Here is a 17,588-nt window from a genome sequence, read left to right as displayed (position 1 = left end):
ACTGTACACCCGTGATGTCCCAACGGGACACTTGTCCCGACGGGACTCGATTAGAGCGGCAGCGCGCACACGGCGAGCGGTGCGGCGAACGGCTCGCCGGTCAGGCGCAGTTGGCCGTCCTTCCCCACCTGGAAGACGCTCACCGAGCTCGATTTCTGGTTGGCCGCGAACAGCAGGCGCCCGGACGGCGAGAAGGCGATGTGCCGGGGGAAGTCCCCTCCGGCGGGGACCGTGTCGAGCAGCCGCAGCCGGGCGCCACCCGCTTCGATCGCGTAGCGGGTGAGGCTGTTGTGTCCGCGGTTGGCGAGGAAGGCGAAGGTGCCCTCCCGTGTGACGAGCAGCTGCGCCGGATAGCTGGTCCCGTCGCCCGTGCCGGTGGACTGCGGGGCACCGGGCGTGAGCCGCCCGCTCGCGGGGTCGTACGCGCAGACCGCCACCGTGTTGTCGAGCTCGTTCGCCAGATAGGCGAAGCGCCCGGAGGGGTGGAAGGTGAGATGACGCGGGCCCGCGCCCGGTCGCAGGGTGGCGTAGGAGGCCTGGGTGAGCTTCCCTTTCTTCGTGTCGAGGCGGTAGCTGTAGACGGTGTCGTTGCCCAGGTCGACGGCGAGGACGTGCCCGCCGTCCGGGCTGGTCACGATCTGGTGGGCGTGCGGGCCCTCCTGCCCCGGGCCGGGAGGCGGGCTGGAGTGGGTGACCACATCGCTCAACTCGCCCAGGGCGCCCGACGGTTGGACCGGGTGGACGGCCACGCTCCCGGAGAGGTAGTTCGCGCTGAGCAGCCACCGTCCGCTCGGGTGCACGGACAGATGGCAGGGCCCGGCGCCACCCGTGTCACGCGCTCCCAAGACCTCGGGCCCCGCGGAGGAGAGCGCGATCGCGCTCACGCCGCCCTGCTCCCGCTCGCTGACGGCATAGAGGGTCTTGCCCGAGGGGTGCAGGCAGAGATAGGAGGGGTCGGGTACGCCCGTCAGTGTGCCGGTGGCCGTGATCCGGCCCGTCGTCTCGTCGTACGTCGCGAGGCCGAGACCGTCGCCGCCGTCGGGCTGACTGGTGTAGGTGCCGAGGAACAGCTGCCGGTCGCGGCGCGGCGGTCGAACTGGGGACAGGGAGGACGCGGAGGCGGAAGCGGGCGAGGCTACGACGGTGGCGGCAGCGGTGGCGGCGACAGCTCCGATGAAGCCGCGCCGCCCCCAGCCGTCCGCCTCGGGCCGGCTGCCGGATCCGGTGTTCCTGCCTGCCGCCATGTCCGCTCCTCGTGTGTCGGGGGTGACGCGTGTGGCAGACAGCGTGGCGCCCGGAGTCCCTATGATCAAGAGGCGCATCTTGGGACGCATCTTGGGTTGCGCCCCGTGCAACGCGGGGTGCCGGGCCCTCCACCCGACTGGTTCACGCCGTTCTTCCTGCCGACCTCGATCCTCGGCACGGTTTCCGTCAGCGCCCTGACGGCGTGCAGCGCGGGGCTCGCCCGCGCATGCGGCCGCCGACTGCCGGACTCCGAATGGGCTCCCGGTGTCCAATTTTCGTCACACCGCCGGTGGTGTCCTCCAGCTCGCTGCCACCCCGCCCGGCCTCGGCGCGGCGGCCCGTGAGAGGGGTGTCCTGTCGCACCGGCGCCGTCGCGTCGGCCTCGCGCTGACGGATGAAATCCCTGGTGGCGCCCACTGGTTGACCACCGAGCCGACGGCGCCGAAGCGCCGGCCCGCACCACCGGCACCGTCGCGGCCGGCGGCAAGGCCCTCCTCGTGCGCGTGATCGTGGCGGCGAGTGTCCGTGCCCCTTGACGCGACGCGCGACCGGTGTCGCGCACAGTGCGTGAAACACGGAGAGTAACTACGGCGCTGTGGCCGTGAATATGCGCCGCGGGGTGGCCGGGGATGCCCCTAGGAGGTATGAACTGGCCCTGAGCGGGCAAGATGTAGGTGCCATTCGCGGTGCCGCCCCAGACCCCGGCGGCGTCCGGTGCCGGCCTCAGGGTCGCGCCGCTCGCGTTGTCGTTACTCTTCGTATGCGGGGTGTAGGGAAATTGGGGGGTGGACCATGGGCACGCCCGACCCGGGCTTTGGGCTGCACCACCGTGTGGTCGACGGATCGATCGTTCTGACGTTCCGAGGCGAACTGGACGCCTGGGCGGATCTGGAACTCTCGCCGCGCATAGCGGAGTTACTGGACCGGCCGGGCGCTGACGTGGTGGTGGATCTCAGGCAGGTCACGTTTCTTGACGCCGGCGGCCTGCGGCTGCTGGTGCGCATCAAAGGCCGAACCGTCGCGAAGCGGCGCAACTTGCGGGTGGTCCGCAGCAGTGCACGCGTCTGGCGGGTGCTGCGCATCACCCGTCTCGACCGCAGCTTCACCGTCTGGGACAGCATGCCCGCCGCCCTCGACACGCCGGACGACGAAGACGGAAGCCTGAACAGGCCCGCCTAGGGGTGGGTACGCGGGAACGCGGAACGCATCACCCCCTCGCCCGGCACACGGACGAGGGGGGGTGCGCGCAGAGGCTGCGACTCCTGCGGCTGCCGCTGAGGCGGCGTTGCCCGGTGGGCGGTGGCGGCTCGGTGGATGGTGGCGGTCAGCCCTCGGGGCGCAGCAGCCCGCGCTCGTACGCCTTGGCCAACCGCTGGGGCACCAGATAGGCGGAGCCGTCGACGGTGATCGGCACGAGCTGCGGGGTGGTGGCCTTCCACTGCGCGCGGCGGTGGCGGGTATTGCTGCGGGACATCTTCCGCTTGGGTACGGCCATGGTTCGGGTCCTCTCTCGGCGGTGCGATGCCGAGGCTATATGAAAATGGGTCCCATTTCGAATTAGGGCCCCGATTCTGCCGTGGTTGACAGTCCGGACGAGGCCGCGACAGCATCCCGGCGATGGAGATCACCGACCTGACCCCGGCGGAGCGCCGCGTCTGGCAGGCGTTCCCGCTCGGCGAGGGCGTCGACTTCCGCGAAAGCCCTGACCGCGAAGGCCCCGACGACGATCCCTGGTCCGGCGGCTCCTGGGGACCCGAACGGACCGTGCGCGCCGAGGTGTTGCGCGCGCTGCTGCTCAACGGACCGACCCAGGACGGCGAGACGGCCGGCATGAAGCTGTCGGGCGCCCGCATCACCGGGCGCCTCGACCTCAGGTACGGGATGGTCGAGCATCCCGTACGCCTGCGGTCCTGCCACTTCGAGGACACGCCCAACCTGTACGGGGCCCAGGTCCGCGCCCTGGTGCTGAGCGATTCCGTCCTGCCGGGGCTGAGGGCGGGAACCCTGCGGGTGGAGCTGGTCCTGCGGATCACTTGCTGCCGCATCACGGGGCCCGTACGCCTCGCGGGCGCGCAGATAGCCGGGGCCTTCTTCGCCAACGGCGCGGAGCTCGGCACCCCGCCCGCCCCGGACGAGCCACCCGCACCGGTCCCCGCGGTGGCGGACGAAGCGGTGCTGCAGCTGAACCACGCGGACATCGGCACCGATCTGTGGGCCGTGGGCCTGGTGGCCCACGGCCAGGTCCGGCTGAACGGCGCCACCGTGGGAGGCCAGGTCAACCTCGACGCCGCCGAGCTGAGCGCTCCCGGTGAAGTCGCCCTGCACGCCGAGACCTTGTCGGTCGGCACCGATCTGCGGGCCATGCGGCTGCGCGCCCACGGCACACTCAACCTGAGCGGCGCCAGAATCCCGCGGCACGTCAACCTCGCCTACGCCCGCCTCTCCCACCCCGGCGGGTCGGCGCTGCGCGCCAGCAGTTGCGTCATCGGCGAGCTGTGGCTGCGGGAAGCCGCCCCGGTCCAGGGCACCGTGAACCTGCGCCGCTCCCAGCTCGACCTGCTGCACATCCCTCCCGAGGTGTGGCCGGGCCAGGTGAAGCTGGACGGCCTCGCGTACCAGAGGCTCGCCCCGCACCTGCCCGCCGAGCAGCGGCTGCCGCTCCTGGAGCGCGAGGCGGGCGGCTATCTCCCGCAGAGCTATGAGCAGTTGGCCGCCGCCTACCGCACGGTGGGCGACGAGGCCGCCGCTCGCACCGTGCAGCTGGCCAAGCTCCGCCGCCACCGGCGGACCCTGCCCCCGTACGCCAGGGTCTGGGGGCACCTCCAGGACGTGACGGTGGGCTATGGGTTCCGGCCGATGCGCGCGGCCGGATGGCTGCTCGTCCTGCTGCTCACCGGCGCCCTCGCCTTCGCCCTGCACCATCCGCCCGCCCTGAAATCGGACGAGGCCCCCGACTTCAACCCCGTCTTCTACACCCTCGACCTGCTCATCCCGATCATCGGCTTCGGCCAGGAGCAGGCGTACGCGCCGGAGGGCTGGTACCAGTGGCTCTCGTATCTCCTTGTCGCCACGGGGTGGGTCCTGGTCACCACGGTCGCGGCCGGCATCACCCGCTCGCTCAGCCGCCAGTGACGAACATCGCCGACCTGGACACAGACAGGGCGACGATCGATATCCTCCAGCGAAACGCTCAAACGAACACCTGACGGGTACGTCGTGAGGGGGCCGGCAGCATGCGGGAGCCGAGGGATGTCAGGCGGCAGCGGATACTCGCGGTCGTGGAGTCGCGGGGTGCGGCGCGGCTGAGTGATCTCGCCGACGACCTGGAGGTCTCGGTGATCACTGTGCGCCGGGACGTCGAAGACCTGGCCCAGGAGGGAAAGTTGCGGCGCGGGCACGGGGTGGCGCGGTCCATCGGTCCCGTGGGGCGCGGCGCCGCGCCCGCCGAACCCGTGGCGAGCGGCGGGGCCGTGGCGCTGATGGTGCCGGAGCGGCACACCTACCTGTACGAGACGATGCACGGCGCCCGAGGCGTCCTGAGCGAGGCCGGCATCCGGGTCGCCCTGCACATCGCCCCACAGGTGGAGGGCGCCGAACGACCGCTGGTCGAGCGGGTGTTGGCCGAGGGCGTACGGGGTCTGCTCATCGCCCCGCGCTGGCGCACCGAGGCCGAGGAGGAGGCGGACTACGCCTGGCTGGCGGCTTCGGGCGTGCCCACGGTCCTGATGGAGCGGCGCCCGCGCGCGGGCAGTGCGCTGCACGCCATGGACTCCGTCTGCACCGACCACTGGTACGGCATCCACCTCGCCGTCGACCACCTCGTGGGGCTCGGCCACCGGCGGATCGTCCTGGCCGCGCGCGACGACAGCCCGACGGCCCGTGCCCTGCGCGCGGCCTTCGCCGACATCGCCGCCGCCAGGGGCGAGGTCGAGGACTGGAGCGTCATGCTGAGCGCCGAGGGCGCGGGACCCGGCAGGGCGCGCGAGCCGCTCGACCTCGCGGCGCGGCTGCGCGAGCGCGGGGCGACGGCCGCCGTGCTGCACGGTGACGTCGACGCGCTGATGCTCGTGCAGCAGCTCATGGACCGCGGGGTGCGGGTGCCGCAGGACTGCTCGGTGGTGGCGTACGACGACGTGGTGGCCGCGCTCGGCAGCACTCCGCTGACCGCGGTGTCCCCGCCGAAGCATGAGGTGGGACGCACGGCGGCCGGGCTACTGCTGCGCAGGCTCGACGAGTTGGCGAATCCCGGCGCCGGGCCCGCGCAGCGCGTGCAGCTTCTGCCGGAGCTCAAGGTCCGCGGTTCCACCACCGACATCTGGATCGTTTGACCGCTTCAGTTTCTTTTGATCGGTCTATTGACCGGCACCGTTCACGCGATCAGGATTCCCGTGTCCCGAACAAGAGCCGCGGGAGGCACCCATGCCTGGTCGACCGAGCCGCCGGTCCCTGCTCGCCGTGACAGCCTCAGTTCCCATGGCAGGTGCGCTCAGCGCCTGTTCGGGCAGCACCGGCAGTTCACCGAACAGCAAGGGCGGCACCACACGCATCACGTTCTGGTCCGCACTGCGCGGAAGCCAGGAAGTGGTCGACGCGTACAACAAGACCCACGACCGCATCCAGGTCGAGTTCCAGCAGATCCCGTCCGGCGCCATGGGCGGATACGCCAAGCTCAGCAACGCCGCCCGGGCCGGCAACGCCCCGGACGTCGCCACCCTCGAATACCCCCAGGTCCCCGGCTTCGCCATCGACGGCGTAGCCCGGGACATCACCTCACTCGTCAGCGACCGGCTGCGCGCCAAACTGCTGCCACAGGCCCTCGGCCTCACCACCTTCGAGAAGCGGATCTTCTCCGTGCCGCTCGACGTGGAACCGATGGTGCTGCACTACCGCTCCGACCTGTTCGACCGGTACGGCATCGAAGTCCCGCGCACCTGGGACGAGTTCACCGAGGCCGCCCGCGCCGTACGGGACAAGGCGCGCGACCGGCGCATCGCGCTCTTCCCAACCGACGGCGGCACCCAGTTCGCCGCGTGGGCCTGGCAGGCGGGCGCCCAGTGGTTCGACACCCGTGAGGGCGCCTGGAACGTCTCCCTGACGGACCGCCCCACCCGGAAGGTCGCGGCGTACTGGCAGCGGCTCATCGACGAGGAGCTGCTCTTCGTCAACGCCAGCGAAAGCAGGCACTACGACTCCCAGCTCGGTGAGGGCCTGGTCCTCGCGAGGCTCAGCGGCGCCTGGGACGCGGGCTCGCAGATGAACGCGAGGCCCGGCCAGAAGGGTCAGTGGGCTGTCGCGCCGCTCCCGCAGTGGGACCCCGGCCAGCCCGTCGTCGGCACCCACGGCGGCTCCACCTTCGCCGTCACCAAGGACTGCCGGCACCCCGAGGCCGCCATGGAGTTCATCGAATGGCAGGTCTCGCACCCCGATGCCCTGCGCGCCCGGCTCTCCAGCGGCACCAGCAGCCAGTACCCGGCCGTCCCCGATCTGGTCCCCGTGGGCCGCAAGGCCTTCGACCGCTCCTACTACTCGGGCCAGGACATCTACCGCCTCTTCGAGGAGCAGGCGGAGACGATCCGCGACGGCTGGGTCTGGGGGCCGCGGATGACCGCCACCCAGAAGGTGATGCAGGACGGCTTCGCCCGCGCGGGCGGCGGCAAGGGCTCCCTGCTCGACGCGGTGCGCGCGGCGCACGACGGCACCATGCCGGACCTCAGGGCCCTCGGCCTCGCCACCACCGAGCACAGCACATGACCGGCCCGGACGCCCCGGCGGCCCACGTATTTCGTCGAGCGCCAGAGCACCAGAGCACCAGCAGAAAGGCAGGTGACCCCCGATGACCACGACCGCGCCCCCGGCCCGCGCCCCCCGCACCGCCGACACCCCCGTCGCCGACCGCCGCGCCCCCGGGCGTGCGCGACGCCGCGAACACATGGCGGCCGGCGTCCTGATGACCCCCTTCCTGATCCTGCTCCTGACGGTCTTCCTGATACCGGTCGGCACCGCGGTCTGGCTGAGCTTCTTCAGCGACGACCAGCCGGGCCTCGGCTTCGGCCCGGAACGCACGGTCTTCGTGGGCCTGCGCAGCTACACGGCCGTCCTGACCGACCCGACCTTCCTCGGCAGCCTCGGCCTGGTCGCGCTCTACTGCCTGATCTACATCCCGCTGATGGTGGCCGGCGCCCTCGGTCTGGCCCTGCTGCTCGACTCGGGCGTCGTACGACTGCGCGCCTGGGCCCAGTTGGGGCTCTTCCTGCCGCACGCGGTACCGGGCATCATCGCGGCGCTCATCTGGCTCTACCTCTACACGCCCGGTCTCAGCCCGGTCGTCGACGTGCTCGCCCAGGGCGACATCCACATCGACTTCCTCGGCGTGAACACCGTGCTCCCGTCGATCGTGAACATCGCCCTGTGGAGCAACCTCGGCTACAACATGGTCATCTTCTACGCCGCCCTGCAGGCCGTGCCCCGGGAAGTGATCGAGGCGGCCGTGGTCGACGGCGCGGGACCGGTGCGCACCGCACTGCAGGTCAAGGCGCCCCTGGTGCGCTCCTCGATCGTCATGGTCGCCATGTTCACCCTGATCTGGGCGATGCAGCTGTTCACCGAACCGATGCTGCTCAGCCAGTCGTCCCCGATGGTCAACTCGCGCTTCTCGCCCAGCATGTACATCTACGACGCGGCCTTCACCCGCAACAACTACGGTCTTGCGGCCGCCGCCTCGGTGATCCTGCTCCTGTGCACGGTCGCCCTCTCCTACGGCGTCACCCGCTGGACCAACCGCTCCCAGAAGGAGGCCGCACGATGAGCGCCGACACCCTCAGCGCGCACCGCCCCCGCCTCCTGGGCCGCACCGTCGTGAACACCGTGGTCGGCATCGCGGTGCTCTACACGCTGCTGCCCGTCCTGTGGCTGGTGCTCGCCGCGTCCAAGAACCGCGACGCGCTGTTCAGCAGCAACTTCTTCTCGCTGACGGACTTCTCCTTCGTGCAGAACCTGCGTGACCTCTTCGCCATGGACGGCGGGCTCTACGGCCGCTGGTACACCAACAGCCTCCTCTACGCCGTCCTGGGCGCCGCGATCAGCGCCCTGGTGAGCGTCGCCTGCGGGTACGCCTTCGACAAGTACCGCTTCGCGCACAAGGAGAAGGTCTTCGGTCTGGTGCTCGCCGCGGTGATGGTGCCGCAGACGGTGCTCGCGCTGCCGCTCTACCTGATGGCCTCGGCCACGGGCGTCGTCGACACCTTCTGGGCGGTGTTCATCCCGGTCCTCTTCAACCCGTTCGGCGTCTACCTGGGGCGGATCTTCAGCCAGGGATATGTGCCCGACGAGGTGCTCGAAGCGGCCAGGGTGGACGGCGCGGGGGAGCTCACCACGTATGTGCGCGTCTCCCTGCGCATGCTGGGCCCCGGTCTGGTCACGGTGTTCCTCTTCCAGCTCACGGCCATCTGGAACAACTTCTTCCTGCCGATGGTGATGCTCTCGGACGAGAAGCTTTACCCGGTCAGCCTCGGCCTCTACACCTGGAACAGCTCGGCCACCGTCTCACCCGAGTACTACCCCGTGGTGATCATCGGTTCGCTCCTCGCGGTGCTGCCGCTGATCCTCGCCTTCATCCTGCTGCAACGCTTCTGGAAGTCCGGTCTGACCGCGGGCTCGGTCAAGTGAGGCAGGCGAACCATGTGCACCATGTGAAAGGGAATGCGTTGAAGAACGGCAGCCACCGTCCGCGAACCGCGCTCGCCATGGCCCCGGACGCGGCCAAGGCCGTGCTCGGCCCCGATGCCCTGGCCGCACTCGGCAGCGTCTGCGATCTGGTGCCGGACACCGTCCTGGACGACTTCACCACGGAACGCGCACGCGCCGTGCTCCGGGACGTGGAGGTCCTGGTCACCGGCTGGGGCTGCCCGCCGCTGGACGCCGCCGCGCTCGCGGCGGCGCCCCGGCTGCGGGCCGTCGTCCACACCGCGGGGTCGGTACGCGGCCACATCACCCCGGAGTGCTGGGACCGCGGCATCGAGGTGTCATCGGCGGCCGCGGCCAACGCGCTGCCCGTCGCCGAGTACACCGTCGCCATGATCCTGCTCAGCGGCAAGCGCGTCCTGGAGCGGGCCCGGGAGTTCAAGGCCACCCGGCGCCGCGACGAATGGCTCGGCCTGTCGCACGGCGTGGGCAACTACCGCCGTACGGTCGGCGTTCTCTCCGCCTCGATGATCGGCCGCCGCGTCATCGAACTACTTGGCCCCTACGACCTCCAGGTGCTGCTGCACGACCCGTATGTGTCCGACGAGGAAGCCGTGGCGCTCGGCGTACGGCCCGTCGGCATCCGGGAGTTGTTCGCGAGCAGCGATGTCGTCAGCGTCCACACCCCGCTGCTGCCCGCCACCCGCGCCCTCGTCGGCCGTGAGCTGATCGCCGCGATGCGCCACGAGGCCGTGCTCATCAACACGGCCCGCGGCGCCGTCCTGGACCAGGACGCCCTCACCGAGGCCGCGCTGGCCGGCCGTGTCCGCGCCGTCCTCGATGTCACCGACCCCGAAGTCCTGCCCCACGACCACCCGTTGTGGGAGTGCGACCACGTCACGATCACCCCCCACCTCGCGGGTTCCCAGGGCAACGAGTGGGCGCGGCTCGCCGATCTCGCCGTCGCCGAGGTCAGCCGCTGGGCCGCGGGCGACGGTCTCGCCCATGCCGTACGACGCGAAAGGCTGGCCTACCTCGCATGAGCATCCCCGGACTGCCCGAAGAAAACCGGGAGTTGAGCCCCCATACCGGCTACACGCGCGAGCACTGGGAGGCTGCCGCCGACGGTCTCCTGGGCGCCGCCTGGAAGTGGGCGACCCCGCGCGGCGCCCTGCTCGACCTGCCCGGACGCCCCTCCGCGTCCGGCGTACGGTCCGACGGCCTCGAAGGGTACGCCCGCACCCTCCTCGCCGCCGCGTTCCGCGTGGCGGGCGCCGAGGGCAAGGACCCGCACGGCTGGCTCGACCGGTACGCGGAAGGCCTCGCGGCAGGTACCCGCACGCCCGGCCGCGACGACGCCGAGTCGTGGCCGGTGATCCTCGACCACCACGTCCAGGGCCAGCCGATGGTGGAGTCCGCGTCCGTGGCCCTCGGCCTGCGGCTGACCCGCCCCTGGCTGTGGGACCGGCTCGACACCGACGTACAGGACCGGGCGGAGCAGTGGCTGCGCGGCGCGATCCGCCACGTCCCCGCGCCCAACAACTGGTACCTCTTCCCCTACACGGTGGCCGGGTTCCTGGAGTCGGTGGGCCGCGGCGACGCGGAGACGGCCAGGGCGCGCGAGCGAGCACTCGACCTCCTGGAGACCTGGTACCGGGGCCAGGGCTGGTACGCCGACGGCGACGGCCGGGCCTTCGACCACTACAACGGCTGGGCGCTGCACCTGTACCCGACGCTGGACGCACAACTGTCCGCTGACCCGGTTGAGTTGGGGCGGCACGGCGCTCGCCTGCACGAGCACCTGGAGAGCTTCGGACTTCTCTTCGGCGCCGACGGCGCGCCGATCCACTTCGGCCGCTCCCTGACCTACCGGTTCGCCGCGGGCGCGTCCGTGGCTCTCGGCGCGCTCACCGGCCACACCCCCTTGAGTCCCGGCACCTCGCGCAGGCTCCTCAGTGGATCACTGCGCTACTTCCTTGACCGCGGCTCCGTGGGCGCCGACGGACTGCTCAGCCTCGGCTGGCACGGCCCGCACGACGCGAGCCTCCAGACCTACTCGGGACCCGCGTCGCCGTACTGGGCGTCGAAGGCGTTCGTCGGCCTCCTGGCACCGGCCGCCCATCCGCTGTGGACCGCCACGGAGGAACCGGCCCCCAGCGAGCGCCGCGACACGGTCCGCGCGCTGCCCGCTCCCGGCCTCCTCATACAGAGCACCCGCGCCGACGGGATCGTCCGGCTGCACAACCACGGCAGCGACCACGCCCGCCCGCACGAGGCCGAGGTCGCCGCCCACGAGGACCCGCTCTACGCCCGCCACGCCTACTCCACACGGACCGGCCCCACGGCACGCGGCAACATCCCGGACAACCATGTCGCGGTGGAGGTGGCGGGAGTACGCAGTGCCCGCACCCGCATCCACCCGCTGGGCGCCGGTCAGGGCGACGGCTGGGGCTGGGCCGCGTCCCGGCACACCCCCGCCTTCGTGAGCGGCGCGCCCATGGTGCCGGGGCTGCGCGTGGAGAGCGTCACGGTGGCCAAGGGGCGGCACGAGCTGCGCATACATCGCGTGGTCGGCGCGCCGCACGGCGCGCGCGTCACCCACACGGGCTGGGCGACGGGCCCCGAAGAGCCCCTGCACTCGGCGCTCCACCCCTTGCACGGCTGGACCGGCCACGACGAACAGCGCGCCCCCCAGGGCACGGCCTTCACCCGCTGGGCCCGCCTCCCGCGCCTCACGGCCGAAGCGGAGGGCACGGCGGTGTACGCGGCCCTGGCCACACTCACCGCGAAACCTGAGCCCACGTCCTTGGCGGACACGGCCACCCTGGTGAGGGCGACGGAGGACACCATCGAGGTGCGGTGGACCGACGACGACTCCGTGACCCGGGTCGCCTTCGCGCCGCTGTCGGTGGAGCACGGCTGACTTGACCCTCCCCTCGCGTCAGGCTGCAGGCTGTGCATGACGAAAGGCGAGGTCCATGAGTTACACGGTGGGGCAGGTCTCCGGGTTCGCGGGGGTCACCGTCCGCACGCTGCATCACTACGACCGGTCCGGGCTGCTCGTGCCCAGCGAGCGCAGCCCGGGCGGGTACCGCCTGTACGGCGAGGCCGACCTGGCCCGCCTGCAGCAGATCCTCTTCTACCGCGAACTCGGCTTCGCCCTGGAAGAGATCGCGGAGATCCTCGCGGGGCCGCAGGCCGACGCGCTCGATCTGCTGCGGGCCCGGCACAAGGCGCTGGTGGAGCAGATCGGCAAGTTGGGCCGCCTGGTGGAGGTCGCCGAGCGGGCCATGGAGGTGCAGCAGACCGGCGTGCGGCTCGACCCGCAGGAGCGGTTCGAGGTGTTCGGCGAGATCACCTTCGACCTGAGCTACGCCACCGAGGCCGGCCTCAAGTGGGAGAACACGCCCGGCCACCAGGAGGCGATGAGCCGCGCGGGCTCCCACTCCAAGGAGGACTGGGCCCGGATCATGGGTGAGGCGGCGGCCTGGCGCACCGAACTCGTCAAGGCGTTCGACGAGGGCGAGCCCGCCGAGGGGAAGCGCGCCACGGCCCTCGCCGAGGAACACCGGCAGCACCTCATCCGCTGGTTCACGCCCTGCCCGCCGGCCATGCACCTCCGGATCGCCGACGACTTCGCCGACGACCCCCGCGCCTTCGCCCTCGTCGTCCCGGCCTCGGAGCAGCGGCCAGGCCTCGCGGCATTCCTGCACGCCGCGGTGCGGGCCAACGTGGAACAGGCCGCGAGCGACGGGGGAGACCGATGAAGATCTTGATGGCAGCTGCCGGGTCGTACGGAGATGTCGCCCCGTACACCGGCCTCGGAGCCCGGTTGCGGGAGGCCGGGCATGACGTGGCCCTCGCCACGCAGGAGACCTTCGCGCCGCTCGTGCGGGAGGCTGGGCTCGACTTTCGTCCGTTGCCCGCCGATACGGGCGCCGGCGGCGGAAATCGTCAGCTGATGCGCACCGCCGCCGCGTTCGTGCGGAAGCTGGGCGCCGGGCTGGTCGAGGCCGCGGAACTCGGCGCCGATGTGCTGCTGCTCTCGACGACCACGGCGCCCCTCGGCTGGCAGCTGGCCGAGGCCATGGGCATCCCGTCCATCGGCGTCTACCTGCAACCCACGCACCCCACACGGGAGTTCGCCCCTGTGGTGTCCGGCGGCAGGTCGCTCGGCGGTCCCGGCAACCGGGCGCTCGGCCGTTTCTCCTTGCGGATGGCCGACCGTGTCTACGCCGAAGCGGTCGCGGACCTGCGGGCGCGCCTCTCACTGCCGCGCTCCACACCGGGTGCCGTCCGGCGGCGCCAGGAGGAGGCCCGGTGGCCGGTCCTGCACGGTTTCAGCACCGCCGTGGTGTCCCGGCCCGCGGATTGGCGCGACGGACTCGACGTCGTCGGCAACTGGTGGCCGCACCATGACCCGGGCATCCCGCTGCCCGCCCTCTTCGAGGACTTCCTGCGGGCCGGGCCGCCGCCCGTGTTCATCGGGTTCGGGAGCATGGCCGCGGACGACGGCGCGCCGCTCGGCGAGTTGGCGGTCGCCGCGCTGCGCCGGGCCGGGCTGCGCGGTGTCCTTCAGGAGGGGCGGGCGGGGCTGATGGCGCACGGCGACGACATCCTGACCGTCGGCGAGGTGCCCCACGCGTCCCTGTTCCCGCGGATGGCTGCCGTGGTCCATCACGCGGGCGCGGGCACCACGGCGGCGGGGCTGCGGGCCGGGGTGCCCGCGGTCCCCGTGCCCGTCATGGCGGACCAGCCCTTCTGGGCGGCGCGGCTCGCCGGTCTCGGCGCGGGCACCGCGCCCATCCCGTTCAAGGAGCTCACGGCGGATCGCCTCGCCGAGCAGATGAGGCGCGCGGTGGGTGAGTCCGCGTACAAGGAAGCCGCCGGTGCGGTTGCCCGCCGGATGGGGGTGGAGGACGGCGCCGGTCAGGTCCTCAAGGCCGTCGAGGCGACCGGTCCGTAGCCCGAGCGGCCGAACGCGCAGGTCGTGATGGTCATGAGGGAGCCGGAGCGTGGAAGCCTCCACACATGACCGAAAGCGCATACCTCTACATGGCGAACCCTCGGATCACGGTCCTTGGTGTCAACCCCGGCCGGCCGCCCTTTCGCATCGTCGAGCTCGACGGCGAGGTGGTCGGTGAGGCCAGGGAACTTGTCGACGTCCTGGAGGTGGCCGCTCAGGCGGGTCACGTCGTGCACGACGTGGACGACCCGGATCAGGTGCGCTGGGTGGGCGGCGACAAGTTCACCTGGAAACCGAAGGAAACGACGGAGCCCGGAGAGTCCGAGGAGGCCCGGAGAGCCTGACTCGGCCCGCGGGGCCTAGGGAATCGACGAGGCCGGACTTGCCGAAGCGGGGCAGGCCCGGGGATCGGGGCGGTCGGGCTCCAGGTCGTAGATCCTGTTCAGGAGCTCGGCCTCGTTGCCCGTCAGGCCCGCGCGGCGCAGCGCTTCGTCCGCCTCCGCCATGGGCCCGGCGAGCAGCGAGGCCGCCGCTGCCGGTGAGGGGCCGGACAGGGCTGCCCGTGCGGTGTGCAGCAGCCGCAAGCAGGCCTGGGCGGCGGCCAGTTCCGGGTTCGGCGTGCTGGTCATGTCGGGAGCTCCTCTGCGCGGGGTCACAAGGACCGATGGCTCGCACCGGTGGACCCTCCACTCTTGCGCACGGGTCTGACAATCGGGCTCTAGGCGGTCGCGGCGCGGCGGGTGAGCCGCAGCGTGAGGCCCTCCGGCATGAGCGTGAGGCGCTCGACGACCCGCAGCCGGTAGGCGGGGTCGGCGTGCAGGTCGTAGCGGCGCAGGAGAAGGCCGAGGACCAACGTCGCCTCGTGCAGCGCGAACTGACGGCCGATGCAGGCCCGCGCGCCCGTGCCGAACGGCTTGAAGACATGGGCGGGCCGCGCCCGTACCGCCGAAGGGGCGAACCGGTCGGGATCGAACTCCTCGGGCCGCTCGCCCCATGCCTCCGGGTCGCGGTGCAGCAGCGTGGCGAGGACGAGCGCCCATGCCCCCTCGCGCATCGGGTGCACACCGCCGAGCGTCGTGTCGTGGAGGGCCTGGCGGGAGAAGCCCGGCGCCGTCGGCCACAGCCGCAGCGACTCGTCGAGGACGCGCCGCAGGTAGCGGAGCTTGGCGACCTGCTCGTACGCGGGCTCCTCCGCGTCACCCCAGACCGCGTCGACCTCCGCCTGGGCGCGGGCCAGGACTTCGGGGGAGCGCGAGAGGTAGTGCAGGGCGAAGGACAGTGCGCCCGATGTCGTCTCGTGGCCCGCGACCAGGAAGGTGATGACCTGGCGGCGGATGTTCTCGGCGGAGAGCCGCTCGCCGGTCTCGGGATGGGCGACCTCCAGCATCCGGTCGAGCAGGTCCCCGTCGCCGGGGCCCGAGGCGGCGCGGCGGGCCGCGACCACGTCGTCGACGGTGCGGTTGAGATAGGCCATGTCGGCGGCGTTGCGCCGGGTGGCGCCGCGCAGCAGGAGCGGGGCGAGCGCGGGCGGCACGACGTTGCGGCGCTGGGCGTAGGAGAGCGTGCCGACCATGGCCGACACGAAGGGGTGCGGCCGGGACCGCTCGAAGGAACCGAAGTCGTGCCCGAAACCGGTGCGGGAGATCGTCTCCAGGGTCAGTTTCGTCATGTCGCCGGGCACGTCCACTGACCTGCCGGTCTCCTCGCGCTCGTCCCAGCGGGCGGTCAGCTGCCGGGCGACGTCCAGCATCAGCGGGTGGTAGCCGGCCATCGCGTCGCGGCTGAAGCCCGGCGCGAGGATGTCGTGCGCCAGCTGCCAGTTGGGCTCGTGGTTGTACGCGGTGAACAGGCCGTCGCCGGCCACCGGCCGCAGATTGGCCACGCCCAGGCCGACATGCTTGGCGAACCGCGACTCGTCGGCCAGTTCCGCCGCGAGCCCGGCACCCCAGACGAAGACGATCTCCTTGCCGAACGCCTTGCGGCGGAAGATGGGCCCGAGGCCGCCGCCGATGCGCATCGAATCCTGCACCGGCGTCCGGACATGGGCGCCGAGGACGTCGCCGATCAGGGGCAGGCGGCGGGGCGGGTGCGGTATGAGGTCGAGCCGCGGCCATCCGTGCTCGGCACTGCGGAACCCCTTGGGGGGAGTCCCGGGACCCTTCGCGACCTGCGATGTCTGCGACACCTGCGCCATGTGTGCCATCTCCCTTGAGCCGCAGACCCGTTGAGCCTGTTGTACGCGGATTCAATAAGGGTCATCAGTCTGGTGCCGCTGTTGAATCCACGTCAAGTAAGGTGCTCCCATGGTCGCGAACCCGCAGGAGCGCACGCGCCGCAGGCTCAGCACCGAGGAGCGCAGGGAGCAGCTTCTCTCGGCCGGGGCGCGGCTCTTCGCGCAGAATCCGTACGACGACGTCTGGGTCGAGCGGGTGGCGGAGATCGCCGGAGTGTCGCGTGGCTTGCTGTACCACTATTTCCCGACCAAGAGCGATTTCTTCGCCGCCGTGGTGCAGCGTGAGAGCAGGCGCATGCTGCGCCTGACCGCGGCCGTGCCCGGAGTCCCCGTCCGCGATCAGATCTGCACGGGCCTCGACACCTTCCTCGCGTACGTCGAGTCGCACGCCGAGGGCTTCCGCGCCTTCCACCGGGCGGAGGAGACGGGCGACGCCACGGTCCGCAGGATCTACCGCGAAGGTCTGGCGGCCCACGAGGACCAGATCCTGCAGGCCCTCGCCGCGGACCCCGAGGCGGCGTCCACCCCGCACGAACTGCCCGCACTGCGCCTGGCCGTGCGCGGCTGGCTCGCCTTCATGGTGACGGTCTGCCTGGAGTGGCTCGAAGAGCCGGCACAGCTGCCTCGCGCACAGGTACGGGACCTGTGCGCGAGGGCGCTGATGGGCGCGATCGCACCCTGAGGGTGATCGCGGTCAGGCGGCCATGGCCAGGGGCCGCGCCGCGGCCACCACGCGTCCGTCGGGCAGCAGTTCACCGGTGTCGTCGAAGACGATCGTGCCGTTGCACAGCAGGCTCCAGCCCTGTTCGGGGTGGGCGGAGAGAATCCTGGCCGCGAGGTGGTCGGGGCTGTCGGCGGGCGGGCACTGGGGCTGGTGGGCGCACATGGCGTACCTCCGGGTGGGGGTCGCGGCCCTTGCGCGCGGCCCGGTCTTTCGCGGTTTTTCCTTGTGTGGGTTAAGACCCCGTGGGCTGTCTCAACTCATCGCTCCGCGAGGCTACTTGTCTTCTCAGGTGGGGACGAACCCGGCCCGGAAGTGCGCCAGGAGTGTGGTACGCGCCGACGTGTCCGCGTCCGCGTCGCTCAGACGGCCCGCGGCCCAGAGGAAGAAGTCGTCGGCCTCCGCGTCCATCCAGTCGTACGTCGGGTCGAAGGGGCCGGGGTCCGGTGCGGGGTAGCGGAGTGCGAGGGCTGTGCCCCGCGCGTCCTCGACCGTGAAGCGGCGGGTGGCGTCGGGGCCCGTGGACTGCCGGACGGTCACCGCGTCGCAGTCCCAGCGGCGCCGGCCGATCTGGAGCCAGAGGGTCGCCGCCTCGTCGGAAGGGTCCGCGTACAGCGCCGCCGTCCCTGCCTCGCCGAGGTGGACGAAGCCGTGGCAGCGGCCGGACGCGGGGGCCAGGAGCCCCGTGCGGGGGTCGAGGGCCCACGTCCGGCCGTGGTGGTCGTAGTCCTGGAGCAGCATGG

Annotated in this window: 18 protein-coding genes; 12 read left to right on the top strand and 6 right to left on the bottom strand. The window is 71.7% G+C overall.

The genetic code is table 11. The features are described from left to right. Positions 1-50: 50 nt before the first annotated feature. Positions 51-1,244 carry a lactonase family protein gene (locus tag AB0I66_RS04400; protein ID WP_363206163.1) on the bottom strand — a complete coding sequence of 398 codons (1,194 nt, stop codon included), beginning with the start codon at positions 1,242-1,244 and terminating at the stop codon, positions 51-53. 793 nt (positions 1,245-2,037) lie between these two features. Here AB0I66_RS04400 and AB0I66_RS04395 point away from each other — a divergent pair. After that, positions 2,038-2,424, top strand: coding sequence for an STAS domain-containing protein (locus AB0I66_RS04395; protein WP_363206162.1), 387 nt, complete (start codon positions 2,038-2,040; stop codon positions 2,422-2,424). Between the two features lie 145 nt (positions 2,425-2,569). Here AB0I66_RS04395 and rpmF read toward each other — a convergent pair whose 3' ends face one another. Beyond that, a complete protein-coding gene (rpmF, locus tag AB0I66_RS04390; protein WP_363206161.1) occupies positions 2,570-2,740 on the bottom strand; it encodes a 50S ribosomal protein L32 in 171 nt (56 codons plus the stop codon). Positions 2,741-2,862: 122 nt separating this feature from the next. Here rpmF and AB0I66_RS04385 point away from each other — a divergent pair, with 122 nt between their 5' ends. The 10 genes from AB0I66_RS04385 (at position 2,863) to AB0I66_RS04340 (ending at position 14,235) form a co-directional block, all read left to right on the top strand. Beyond that, positions 2,863-4,377: a membrane-associated oxidoreductase gene (locus tag AB0I66_RS04385; RefSeq protein WP_363206160.1), complete on the top strand. Its 1,515-nt coding sequence runs from the start codon at positions 2,863-2,865 to the stop codon at positions 4,375-4,377. Between the two features lie 101 nt (positions 4,378-4,478). Continuing rightward, positions 4,479-5,573 (top strand): substrate-binding domain-containing protein, encoded by a 1,095-nt coding sequence (locus AB0I66_RS04380; RefSeq protein WP_363206159.1) that lies wholly within the window; start codon positions 4,479-4,481, stop codon positions 5,571-5,573. Between the two features lie 91 nt (positions 5,574-5,664). Further along, positions 5,665-6,996: an extracellular solute-binding protein gene (locus AB0I66_RS04375; protein ID WP_363206158.1), complete on the top strand. Its 1,332-nt coding sequence runs from the start codon at positions 5,665-5,667 to the stop codon at positions 6,994-6,996. 82 nt (positions 6,997-7,078) lie between these two features. Next, positions 7,079-8,050 (top strand): sugar ABC transporter permease, encoded by a 972-nt coding sequence (locus tag AB0I66_RS04370; protein WP_363206157.1) that lies wholly within the window; start codon positions 7,079-7,081, stop codon positions 8,048-8,050. Continuing rightward, the gene (locus tag AB0I66_RS04365) at positions 8,047-8,910 is read left to right on the top strand and encodes a carbohydrate ABC transporter permease (RefSeq protein WP_363206156.1); all 864 of its coding nucleotides are present in this window, start codon (positions 8,047-8,049) and stop codon (positions 8,908-8,910) included. The genes AB0I66_RS04370 and AB0I66_RS04365 overlap by 4 nt, the downstream gene beginning before the upstream one ends. 77 nt (positions 8,911-8,987) lie before the next feature. After that, complete coding sequence (locus AB0I66_RS04360) at positions 8,988-9,968, top strand: hydroxyacid dehydrogenase (RefSeq protein WP_363206679.1); 981 nt, start codon at positions 8,988-8,990, stop codon at positions 9,966-9,968. Further along, the gene (locus AB0I66_RS04355; RefSeq protein WP_363206155.1) at positions 9,965-11,848 is read left to right on the top strand and encodes a DUF2264 domain-containing protein; all 1,884 of its coding nucleotides are present in this window, start codon (positions 9,965-9,967) and stop codon (positions 11,846-11,848) included. The genes AB0I66_RS04360 and AB0I66_RS04355 overlap by 4 nt, the downstream gene beginning before the upstream one ends. Positions 11,849-11,903: 55 nt before the next feature. Further along, the gene (locus AB0I66_RS04350; RefSeq protein WP_363206154.1) at positions 11,904-12,692 is read left to right on the top strand and encodes a MerR family transcriptional regulator; all 789 of its coding nucleotides are present in this window, start codon (positions 11,904-11,906) and stop codon (positions 12,690-12,692) included. Continuing rightward, positions 12,689-13,891 carry a glycosyltransferase gene (locus AB0I66_RS04345; protein WP_363206153.1) on the top strand — a complete coding sequence of 401 codons (1,203 nt, stop codon included), beginning with the start codon at positions 12,689-12,691 and terminating at the stop codon, positions 13,889-13,891. Before AB0I66_RS04350 ends, AB0I66_RS04345 begins: the two co-directional genes overlap by 4 nt. A gap of 65 nt (positions 13,892-13,956) precedes the next feature. Then, positions 13,957-14,235 carry a hypothetical protein gene (locus tag AB0I66_RS04340; protein WP_363206152.1) on the top strand — a complete coding sequence of 93 codons (279 nt, stop codon included), beginning with the start codon at positions 13,957-13,959 and terminating at the stop codon, positions 14,233-14,235. 15 nt (positions 14,236-14,250) lie between these two features. Here the strand turns inward: AB0I66_RS04340 and AB0I66_RS04335 are convergent, their stop codons facing one another. Further along, positions 14,251-14,520 (bottom strand): hypothetical protein, encoded by a 270-nt coding sequence (locus AB0I66_RS04335; RefSeq protein WP_363206151.1) that lies wholly within the window; start codon positions 14,518-14,520, stop codon positions 14,251-14,253. A gap of 89 nt (positions 14,521-14,609) precedes the next feature. Then, entirely contained in the window at positions 14,610-16,085 is a 1,476-nt protein-coding gene (locus AB0I66_RS04330; RefSeq protein WP_363206150.1) for a cytochrome P450, read from the bottom strand. Between the two features lie 109 nt (positions 16,086-16,194). On the opposite strand from AB0I66_RS04330, the gene AB0I66_RS04325 reads away from it, so the two are divergent. Beyond that, positions 16,195-16,806 carry a helix-turn-helix domain-containing protein gene (locus tag AB0I66_RS04325; RefSeq protein ID WP_363206149.1) on the top strand — a complete coding sequence of 204 codons (612 nt, stop codon included), beginning with the start codon at positions 16,195-16,197 and terminating at the stop codon, positions 16,804-16,806. A gap of 12 nt (positions 16,807-16,818) precedes the next feature. Here the strand turns inward: AB0I66_RS04325 and AB0I66_RS04320 are convergent, their stop codons facing one another. Together AB0I66_RS04320 and AB0I66_RS04315 are read right to left on the bottom strand one after the other, a co-directional pair. Next, positions 16,819-17,010, bottom strand: a complete 192-nt coding sequence (locus AB0I66_RS04320; protein ID WP_363206148.1) for a DUF5999 family protein — start codon at positions 17,008-17,010, stop codon at positions 16,819-16,821. A gap of 123 nt (positions 17,011-17,133) precedes the next feature. Continuing rightward, entirely contained in the window at positions 17,134-17,586 is a 453-nt protein-coding gene (locus tag AB0I66_RS04315) for a hypothetical protein (RefSeq protein ID WP_363206147.1), read from the bottom strand. Between the last annotated feature and the right edge of the window lie 2 nt (positions 17,587-17,588).

The sequence above is a fragment of the Streptomyces sp. NPDC050439 genome (genome assembly GCF_040655335.1).
Lineage (GTDB): Bacteria > Actinomycetota > Actinomycetes > Streptomycetales > Streptomycetaceae > Streptomyces.
The sequence above is the reverse complement of the archived record's forward strand: the minus strand, read 5'-3'. Positions and strand labels throughout refer to the sequence as shown.

Bases quoted from the DNA above. Each gene is read 5' to 3' on its own strand.
- AB0I66_RS04400 (WP_363206163.1), bottom strand. From the start codon at position 1,244: ATGGCGGCAGGCAGGAACACCGGATCCGGCAGCCGGCCCGAGGCGGAC.
- AB0I66_RS04395 (WP_363206162.1), top strand. From the start codon at position 2,038: ATGGGCACGCCCGACCCGGGCTTTGGGCTGCACCACCGTGTGGTCGAC.
- rpmF (WP_363206161.1), bottom strand. From the start codon at position 2,740: ATGGCCGTACCCAAGCGGAAGATGTCCCGCAGCAATACCCGCCACCGC.
- AB0I66_RS04385 (WP_363206160.1), top strand. From the start codon at position 2,863: ATGGAGATCACCGACCTGACCCCGGCGGAGCGCCGCGTCTGGCAGGCG.
- AB0I66_RS04380 (WP_363206159.1), top strand. From the start codon at position 4,479: ATGCGGGAGCCGAGGGATGTCAGGCGGCAGCGGATACTCGCGGTCGTG.
- AB0I66_RS04375 (WP_363206158.1), top strand. From the start codon at position 5,665: ATGCCTGGTCGACCGAGCCGCCGGTCCCTGCTCGCCGTGACAGCCTCA.
- AB0I66_RS04370 (WP_363206157.1), top strand. From the start codon at position 7,079: ATGACCACGACCGCGCCCCCGGCCCGCGCCCCCCGCACCGCCGACACC.
- AB0I66_RS04365 (WP_363206156.1), top strand. From the start codon at position 8,047: ATGAGCGCCGACACCCTCAGCGCGCACCGCCCCCGCCTCCTGGGCCGC.
- AB0I66_RS04360 (WP_363206679.1), top strand. From the start codon at position 8,988: ATGGCCCCGGACGCGGCCAAGGCCGTGCTCGGCCCCGATGCCCTGGCC.
- AB0I66_RS04355 (WP_363206155.1), top strand. From the start codon at position 9,965: ATGAGCATCCCCGGACTGCCCGAAGAAAACCGGGAGTTGAGCCCCCAT.
- AB0I66_RS04350 (WP_363206154.1), top strand. From the start codon at position 11,904: ATGAGTTACACGGTGGGGCAGGTCTCCGGGTTCGCGGGGGTCACCGTC.
- AB0I66_RS04345 (WP_363206153.1), top strand. From the start codon at position 12,689: ATGAAGATCTTGATGGCAGCTGCCGGGTCGTACGGAGATGTCGCCCCG.
- AB0I66_RS04340 (WP_363206152.1), top strand. From the start codon at position 13,957: ATGACCGAAAGCGCATACCTCTACATGGCGAACCCTCGGATCACGGTC.
- AB0I66_RS04335 (WP_363206151.1), bottom strand. From the start codon at position 14,520: ATGACCAGCACGCCGAACCCGGAACTGGCCGCCGCCCAGGCCTGCTTG.
- AB0I66_RS04330 (WP_363206150.1), bottom strand. From the start codon at position 16,085: ATGGCGCAGGTGTCGCAGACATCGCAGGTCGCGAAGGGTCCCGGGACT.
- AB0I66_RS04325 (WP_363206149.1), top strand. From the start codon at position 16,195: ATGGTCGCGAACCCGCAGGAGCGCACGCGCCGCAGGCTCAGCACCGAG.
- AB0I66_RS04320 (WP_363206148.1), bottom strand. From the start codon at position 17,010: ATGTGCGCCCACCAGCCCCAGTGCCCGCCCGCCGACAGCCCCGACCAC.
- AB0I66_RS04315 (WP_363206147.1), bottom strand. From the start codon at position 17,586: ATGCTGCTCCAGGACTACGACCACCACGGCCGGACGTGGGCCCTCGAC.